The sequence below is a fragment of the Enterobacter cloacae complex sp. 2022EL-00788 genome (assembly GCF_026627565.1).
Classification (GTDB): Bacteria; Pseudomonadota; Gammaproteobacteria; order Enterobacterales; family Enterobacteriaceae; genus Enterobacter; species Enterobacter pasteurii.
This window is the reverse complement of the sequence record NZ_JAPNMC010000013.1, coordinates 111,734-119,830: the sequence shown is the minus strand read 5'-3', so window position 1 is coordinate 119,830 and position 8,097 is coordinate 111,734. Positions and strand designations below refer to the sequence as shown.

7 protein-coding genes and 1 riboswitch are annotated in these 8,097 nt (G+C 54.7%); of the genes, 2 read left to right on the top strand and 5 right to left on the bottom strand.

Going from position 1 to position 8,097, the window contains the following annotated elements:
- Positions 1-364: 364 nt before the first annotated feature.
- Entirely contained in the window at positions 365-1,216 is an 852-nt protein-coding gene (gene murI / locus OWK27_RS19125) for a glutamate racemase (RefSeq protein ID WP_176609209.1), read from the bottom strand.
- Positions 1,161-3,008, bottom strand: a complete 1,848-nt coding sequence (gene btuB / locus OWK27_RS19120; protein ID WP_267590984.1) for a TonB-dependent vitamin B12 receptor BtuB — start codon at positions 3,006-3,008, stop codon at positions 1,161-1,163. Before btuB ends, murI begins: the two co-directional genes overlap by 56 nt.
- Positions 3,009-3,073: 65 nt before the next feature.
- Positions 3,074-3,250: riboswitch (cobalamin riboswitch) on the bottom strand.
- Between the two features lie 104 nt (positions 3,251-3,354).
- On the opposite strand from btuB, the gene trmA reads away from it, so the two are divergent.
- Complete coding sequence (gene trmA / locus OWK27_RS19115) at positions 3,355-4,455, top strand: tRNA (uridine(54)-C5)-methyltransferase TrmA (protein WP_267590983.1); 1,101 nt, start codon at positions 3,355-3,357, stop codon at positions 4,453-4,455.
- A gap of 78 nt (positions 4,456-4,533) precedes the next feature.
- On the opposite strand, the gene OWK27_RS19110 is transcribed toward trmA, so the two are convergent.
- Complete coding sequence (locus tag OWK27_RS19110; RefSeq protein ID WP_148422580.1) at positions 4,534-4,893, bottom strand: YijD family membrane protein; 360 nt, start codon at positions 4,891-4,893, stop codon at positions 4,534-4,536.
- A gap of 9 nt (positions 4,894-4,902) precedes the next feature.
- Positions 4,903-5,541, bottom strand: a complete 639-nt coding sequence (gene fabR, locus OWK27_RS19105; protein WP_267590982.1) for an HTH-type transcriptional repressor FabR — start codon at positions 5,539-5,541, stop codon at positions 4,903-4,905.
- 196 nt (positions 5,542-5,737) lie between these two features.
- Here fabR and sthA point away from each other — a divergent pair, with 196 nt between their 5' ends.
- Positions 5,738-7,138 carry a Si-specific NAD(P)(+) transhydrogenase gene (gene sthA, locus OWK27_RS19100; RefSeq protein ID WP_242174142.1) on the top strand — a complete coding sequence of 467 codons (1,401 nt, stop codon included), beginning with the start codon at positions 5,738-5,740 and terminating at the stop codon, positions 7,136-7,138.
- Here sthA and oxyR read toward each other — a convergent pair.
- Positions 7,121-8,038 (bottom strand): DNA-binding transcriptional regulator OxyR, encoded by a 918-nt coding sequence (gene oxyR, locus OWK27_RS19095; protein ID WP_025758848.1) that lies wholly within the window; start codon positions 8,036-8,038, stop codon positions 7,121-7,123. The two genes, sthA and oxyR, sit on opposite strands and share 18 nt — an antisense overlap.
- Positions 8,039-8,097 lie beyond the last annotated feature (59 nt).

Below are 8,097 nucleotides of genomic sequence, written 5' to 3'. Positions count from 1 at the left end.
TAAACTTCGTAATGAATTACGTATGTTCACTCAGAGACTTGGTATTCATTTTTCGTCTTGCGACGTTAAGAATCCATGTCACTTTGAGTGCCCACACAGATTGTCTGATAAATTGTTAAAGAGCAGTTGCAACGCGGCTTTCAGCTCACCGTTGCGAGGTCCCGTATATTACGTTTTCCTCATTCAGAGTCAAGCAAATATTTTCACTTTTCTCTGTTGGCGTTCATCTCTGAACCCCGCTGTCCCGGCGGCCTGTAAGCCGTTGTTCCGTGTCAGTGGAGGCGCATTATAGGGAGTTCTCAGACGTTGACAACCCCTCTTTTAAAAAAAACGTTCAACCGTCTCTTTTTTGCTCAAAACCGTGCTACAGCGCCAGTTTTTCGAGCGTTTCGAAGCCATAACGATGTAAAACGGGTAAAAGCTGTTCAGTTTCTTTTGTTATTGCCATACAGAAAGCGATATTTGCATCCGCTGATTTCGCATCCGGCGCTTCATGTTCCAGCAGCCAGGCCGTCCGACGCGCAATGGCAGCACCGGAATCCACCAGCCGGGTACCTTCTGGCAGAACCTTTAACAGCTCTTCCTGCAATAGCGGGAAATGGGTGCAGCCAAGGACAACCGTATCCGGTGGTTCCTGCATCCGCAGCCATGGACGCAGAATGCGACGCAGCTCTTCAAGCGATACCGTCTCGCCGTGCAGTTTCGCTTCCGCCATCTCCACCAGCTCTGCAGAGCCGAGCATCGCGATCTGGCATTCATTGGCAAAGCGATCGATAAGCTCGCGCGTATAAGGACGTTTCACCGTACCGCGCGTCGCCAGCAGCCCCACGATGCCGTTTGCCGTCAGGCGTGCAGCCGGTTTGATTGCCGGGACCACGCCCACAACCGGGAACGGAAATTTTTCGCGCAAGGCAGGAAGAGAAACCGTGCTTGCCGTATTACAGGCAATGACCGCCAGCGCCAGGGGATAGCGCTTTTGTACCGCGGTGACAATTTCAACCACGCGCTCAACAATAAAGTCTTCGCTCTTTTCCCCGTACGGGAAGGCGACGTTATCGAAGGCGTAGATGTAATGGAGATCCGGCAGGAGCTGCCGAATCTCGTCATAAACCGAAAGCCCACCTACGCCGGAATCAAACACCAGCACGGTGGGACGCGGATCAGAAGGTGTAGCTGCCAGACAAGGTGTATTCCCGTCCTGCAGTTTGGTAGCCATAAACTGTCTCGTAATCTTTATCGAACAGGTTGGCTATTTTACCACGAACTGTGAGGTGAGAGGTGACAGGATATGAAACCGCCACATCCCACAGGCTGACGCCGCCCATTTTCACCTTCTCTGACGGATAAGTGCCGAAGTCAGTATCGTAGCGCGTACCGAGATAGTGATAAGTCAGGCTCCAGTCAAAATCATAGATCCGGGTATCGAGCTGATACTTCACCTGCTGCTTAGCGCGACGATCCAGCAGTTGGTTGGTTGCCGCATTACGGGCATCAACATAGTCGTAACCGACAGTATGCATGACCGGGCCAGTATCAAACGAGGCAGTCGCTTCAACCCCTTTAATACGTGCTTTGCCGACGTTGTAATACTCCTGAAGGTTATTGTTGAAGTCGATCAGGTTATCAACGTCGTTACGGTAAGCCGACACGCGCCAGTTCACACCAGCGGTAAGACCTTCGAACGCGCCTTCCCACTGCTTGCTCTCTTCGGGATCGAGGTGTTCGTTGCCGTAGAAGCCATAGAGCTGTCCAAGGTTTGGCGCTTTATAGGCTGTGCCATACGAAGCGATAACGCGATAACCTTCAATGAACTCCCAGGCCGCACTACTTTGCCAGGTACCGTGACGACCGAACTGAGAGTTATCATCGCTACGCACCGCCCCTTCCAGGGTGACATCACCAAACTGCTGCAATCCGGTGAGGTAGACGCCGGTGTTACGCAAATCATAGCCATTCGTCACATAGTTAGTGCCCGGTTCAGTGCTCTGCTTTTGCCAGTCTACGCCTGCGCCAACGTTGCCATGGCCCACATCCACGGAGTTAACCCACTGAACATTGTACTGTTTAATTTCATCCAGTGTGGCAGTCGAATCATATCGCCCTGAATGTGGGTCGTAGTTATAGTCTTTACTGTGGCTATAGCTGGTGAGCAGCTGTGAATGGAAGATGTCATCGTTGAAGCGCAGCCCTGCGTCCCAGGTCTGGCTGTACAGCTGACGCGTGTCGACCAGTACATCAGGCGTAAACGAGCTGTAATAACCGTCATAGGCGGTACGGTTGCTGTAGCCAAAGCCGCGAACGAACCCGCTCCACTGGTCTGAGAATGCATGCTCCAGTGCGCCGTAGAGCGTTTTATTCATAAAGCCATCGCGGTCGGTCTGAGCAAGGCCGCCATTGTTGCCGTCCGCGACCACATCAAAACCTTTGGTATAGGTGTAATCACCCGCAAGCGTTACGCGCGTGCTGTCGCCAAGCGTTTGCTGAGTGCTGCCGCCATAATTTTGATAGCCATGCGATCCTGCGCCCGCGGTCAGCGTCGTACCGTCCTTCGCACGGGTAGTAATAATGTTCACGACGCCGCCAATCGCGTCTGAGCCGTAAATCGCCGAACGCGGCCCACGAACATATTCGATACGCTGCACAAGGGAGATGGGGAACTGGCTGAGATCGGATGAACCTGTGACACCTGCCTGGTTAAGGCGCATACCGTCAACGAGGATCAGAACGTGGCTGGAGTTGGTACCGCGAATAAAAAGAGAAGACAGTTGCCCCATACCACCGTTTTGCGCCGTGTCAACGCCTGGCAGTCTGCGCATGACATCCAGTACCGTCGTGGATTGCCAGCGTTCAATATCTTCACGGGTCACGACGGATGTCGGAGCCAGAACGGTTTTTACAGGCTGTTCAAAACGGTTTGCTGTCACCACCAACGAGTCAGCGCTTTCCTGCGCCCAGCCCGAAAATGCCGTGACGGATAACGCCGTCAACAGCGATACTTTTTTAATCATTGTTAAAGCATCCACAATATAAGAAGGATGCCGCAGGCCTCATCCATAGCACGCGATGATGAAACCAAATGCGACGTGATCCCGGCAGGTCTTCGGGCTGGGTGGCGTTATACGGATGAAGACTTCCCATTTTCACAGTGTCTCTACTTCTCATCCCGCCAGTCTTTACCGCTGCGCGTCAGCTCCAGATTTACACTGGATTCCCTTTTCACTCTCAGGAGACCGGAAACAGAATGCTACAATTAGACACGTATAGATGTCCAGACAGCTATTAGCCATTAAATCTGGACATCCACTGCACAATCCCTACAATCCCCGCGTAATTCTTTATCATTCAGGACGCATCATGACCCCCGAACACCTCCCTACAGAACAGTACGACGCACAGCTGGCAGAAAAAGTTGTCCGCCTGCAAAGTATGATGACGCCGTTCAACGCGCCCGTTCCCGAGGTGTTCCGTTCTCCGGTCAGCCACTATCGTATGCGCGCCGAGTTCCGCATCTGGCACGATGGCGACGACCTGTATCACATCATTTTCGATCAGCAGACGAAATCTCGCATTCGCGTGGATAGCTTCCCCGCGGCGAGTGAACTGATTAACCAGCTGATGACGCTGATGATTGACGGCGTGCGCGACAATCCGGTACTGCGAAACAAGCTGTTCCAGATTGACTACCTGACCACCCAAAGCAATCAGGCGATTGTCTCCCTGCTCTATCACAAAGCGCTGACCGACGAATGGTGCGAGCAGGCAGAAGCCCTGCGCGATGCGCTGCGCGCGCAGAACATCAACGTGCACCTGATTGGCCGCGCGACCAAAACCAAAATCATGCTCGACCAGGATTATATTGACGAGCGTCTGCCGGTGGCCGGTAAAGAGATGGTTTACCGTCAGGTAGAGAACAGCTTCACCCAGCCGAATGCGGCAATGAACGTGCAGATGCTGGAGTGGGCGCTGAACGCGACGGAAGGATCGCAGGGCGATCTGCTTGAGCTGTACTGCGGTAACGGTAACTTCTCGCTGGCGCTGGCGCGTAACTTCGAGCGCGTGCTGGCGACGGAAATCGCCAAGCCGTCGGTTGCTGCCGCGCAGTACAACATCGCCGCTAACCACATCGACAACGTACAAATTATTCGTATGGCGGCAGAAGAGTTTACCCAGGCGATGAATGGCGTGCGTGAGTTTCATCGCCTGCAGGGGATTGATCTGAAAAGCTACCGGTGCGAGACGATTTTTGTCGATCCGCCGCGCAGTGGCCTGGACAGCGAAACCGAGAAGATGGTGCAGGCGTACCCGCGTATCCTGTACATCTCCTGTAACCCGGAGACGCTGTGCAAGAACCTGGAAACGTTAAGCCAGACGCACAAGGTTGAACGTCTGGCGCTGTTCGATCAGTTCCCGTATACGCACCATATGGAGTGCGGCGTACTGCTCACTGCACGATAATCTGCATGCCGGACACGCGTAGCGCCATCCGGCATTTTTTGGCAGGTGGCGCTTTGCTTACCTGCCCTTAAACCTTCATTACTCCGGCAGCTGGCTCTTGCGGCTACGCATACGCGAGCCGATCCAGAACACCAGCGCAACGGACAGTACCGCAGGCAGGAAGTTAGAGCCGATATCCGGGTATTCTGCACGCACCACGGTGCTATACAACAGCACGCCCAGGATAAAGCTGGCTGCGGCCAGCCCCGGTAACCCGACAGGCATAGTGCGGTTCTGATAACGCTGATGCAGGCAGTACACCGTCAGCACCAGCGCGATAATCGGGAAAATCGAAAACGGAACGATTGAGCTAAAAATAGCGGCAAACGTACCGTTAATGGATAAGCCAGCGATCAATGCCAGCAACAGCGTTCCTTTATCCTGACCTGACTGTTTCATTACTCACCTTCACTCATCGTTTTGATGTGCCAACTTTTCTTGTTCACGGCGATACCAGTAATACGCACCCTTGGAGATCATCCGCAGCTGCAATACCAGCCGCTCTTCGAGCTGCTTGCGTTGTTCGATGCTGACGTCCAGCGCTTCGGCACCCGCGCTGAAAACAATGGTCACCATCGCCTCTGCCTGAGCTTCAGTAAACGCACGCGGCATATGGTTTTCGATTTCGAGATAGTCGGCAAGTTCCGCGATAAAATGCTGAATTTCACGCGCGACCGCGGCGCGAAACGCCGCCGACGTGCCGGAGCGCTCGCGCAGCAAAAGGCGAAACGCGTTAGGGTTATTGCCGATAAACTCCATAAATGTCGACACGGAGGTGCGGATCACGCTGCCCCCTTTGGCGATACGCTGACGCGCCTGGCGCATAAGCTGGCGCAGCATCAGACCGCTCTCATCGACCATGGTCAGGCCCAGTTCATCCACATCACGGAAATGACGGTAGAAGGACGTTGGCGCAATCCCGGCCTCGCGTGCAACTTCTCGCAGGCTTAAACTGGCAAAACTCCGCTCAGCACTCAGTTGACTGAATGCGGCTTCCACCAGCGAACGCCGGGTTTTCTCTTTTTGTTGTGCTCTTACGCCCATCACGATAGTTGAATCCTTCCAAAGGCCCGTTGGCACTATACCAGAGAATAAAATTAATCTGTTTGCTCAGCTTTGTGAATGATTGTTTACGCGCGGTTTGTGCTCCACTGCCCGAAAAAAGCACAACGATAATTGGGTTACCCCGGCAATGATGTTATGATTCTGTTGCTTTTATGTATAAGAACAGGTAAGCCTTGCCATGCCACATTCCTACGATTACGACGCAATAGTTATTGGTTCCGGCCCCGGCGGCGAAGGTGCTGCTATGGGTCTGGTAAAACAGGGAGCCAGAGTAGCGGTAATAGAGCGCTACCATAACGTCGGCGGCGGTTGCACCCACTGGGGCACCATCCCTTCAAAAGCCCTCCGCCACGCCGTTAGCCGCATTATTGAATTTAACCAGAACCCTCTTTACAGCGACCACTCCCGACTTCTTCGTTCCTCTTTTGCCGACATCCTGAACCACGCAGACACGGTCATTAACCAGCAGACGCGCATGCGTCAGGGTTTCTATGAGCGTAACCACTGTGAAATTCTGCAAGGAAACGCGCATTTTGTGGACGAACACACCCTGGCCCTGGAGTGTCATGACGGTTCGGTTGAGACACTCACCGCTGAAAAGTTTGTGATCGCCTGCGGTTCACGCCCGTATCATCCGGCAGACGTGGATTTCTCGCACCCGCGCATTTACGACAGCGACTCCATCCTGAGCCTGCACCATGAACCTCGCCATGTGATTATCTATGGCGCAGGCGTTATTGGCTGTGAATATGCGTCTATCTTCCGGGGAATGGAGGTCAAAGTTGACCTGATCAACACCCGCGACCGCCTGCTGGCGTTCCTCGATCAGGAGATGTCAGACTCCCTCTCCTACCACTTCTGGAACAGCGGCGTGGTGATCCGTCACAACGAGGAGTACGAGAAGATCGAGGGCTGCGACGACGGTGTGATTATGCACCTGAAATCCGGTAAAAAGCTGAAAGCGGACTGCCTGCTGTATGCCAACGGCCGCACCGGCAACACCGATTCCCTGCAGCTGGCAAACATCGGGCTCGAAACCGACAGCCGCGGCCAGCTGAAGGTCAACAGCATGTACCAGACCGCGCTGCCGCACGTTTACGCGGTAGGCGACGTGATTGGTTACCCAAGCCTGGCATCAGCCGCTTACGATCAGGGGCGCATTGCCGCTCAGGCGCTGGTAAAAGGTGAAGCGACCGCGCATCTGATTGAAGATATTCCGACGGGGATCTACACCATTCCGGAAATCAGCTCCGTAGGGAAAACCGAGCAGCAGCTGACTGCCATGAAGGTGCCTTACGAGGTGGGCCGTGCTCAGTTTAAACATCTGGCGCGGGCGCAAATCGTGGGAATGAGCGTGGGTACGCTGAAGATCCTGTTCCATCGCGAGACGAAAGAGATCCTCGGCATTCACTGCTTTGGTGAACGCGCGGCGGAAATCATTCACATCGGCCAGGCGATCATGGAGCAGAAAGGTGGCGGTAACACCATTGAGTACTTCGTTAACACCACCTTTAACTACCCGACAATGGCGGAAGCCTATCGGGTAGCCGCGCTAAACGGCTTAAACCGCCTGTTTTAACGCGCTGTCGAAATGGCCATCCATCGCACCGCGGATGGCCTCTGCCAGCTGCTCATAGCGGCTGCGCAGCGGTGACCCCGGACGATACACCAGGCCAATCGTACGACGCGGCTCCGGCTTAATGCACGGCAGATAGACCACGCCATCACGCTTACGCTCGCGCGGCACGGCCAGTGCAGGCAGCAGCGTAATTCCGCTTCCCGCCGCGACCATATTACGCAGCGTTTCCAGGCTGGTTGCGCGAAAATGGGTATCTTCGTCAGCGCCCGCCTCGAAGCAGAAGCCCATCGCCTGATCGCGCAGGCAGTGGCCATCTTCCAGCATCAGCAGCTTTTCACCGGCCAGATCGGCCATCGGCACGCGATCGCGGTTCGCCCACGGGTGATCTTCATAGATCGCCAGCATCATCGGCTCATCGAACAGCGGCACTTCAATAAAGGCTTCACTCTCTTTTACCAGCGCCAGAATCGCGCAGTCGAGCTTGCCGCTGTCCAGCTGCGCCAGCAGCTGATGGGTTTGCGCTTCATGCAGATACATTTCGAGTTTCGGGAACGTCTGGTGCAGCATGGGAATGATGTGCGGCAGCAGATACGGGCCAACGGTTGGGATCAGGCCGATGTGCAGCGGGCCGGACATCGCCTCCCCCTGCTGGCTTGCCATTTCCTTGAGCACTTTGACCTCGCGCAGCACGGTGCGCGCCTGATCCACCAGCAGCAGACCTGCCTGTGTGAACAGAACCTTACGACTGGTGCGCTCCAGCAGCATCACGCCCAGCTCGTCTTCCAGCTTGCGGATCTGGCCGCTCAGCGTGGGCTGGCTGACGTGGCAGGAATCTGCCGCGCGGCGAAAATGACGGTGCTCGGCTAACGCTACCAGGTATTCAAGATCACGAATATTCATTATTCATCCTCCGTCGCCACGATAGTTCATGGCGATAGATAGCATAGCAACGAACGATT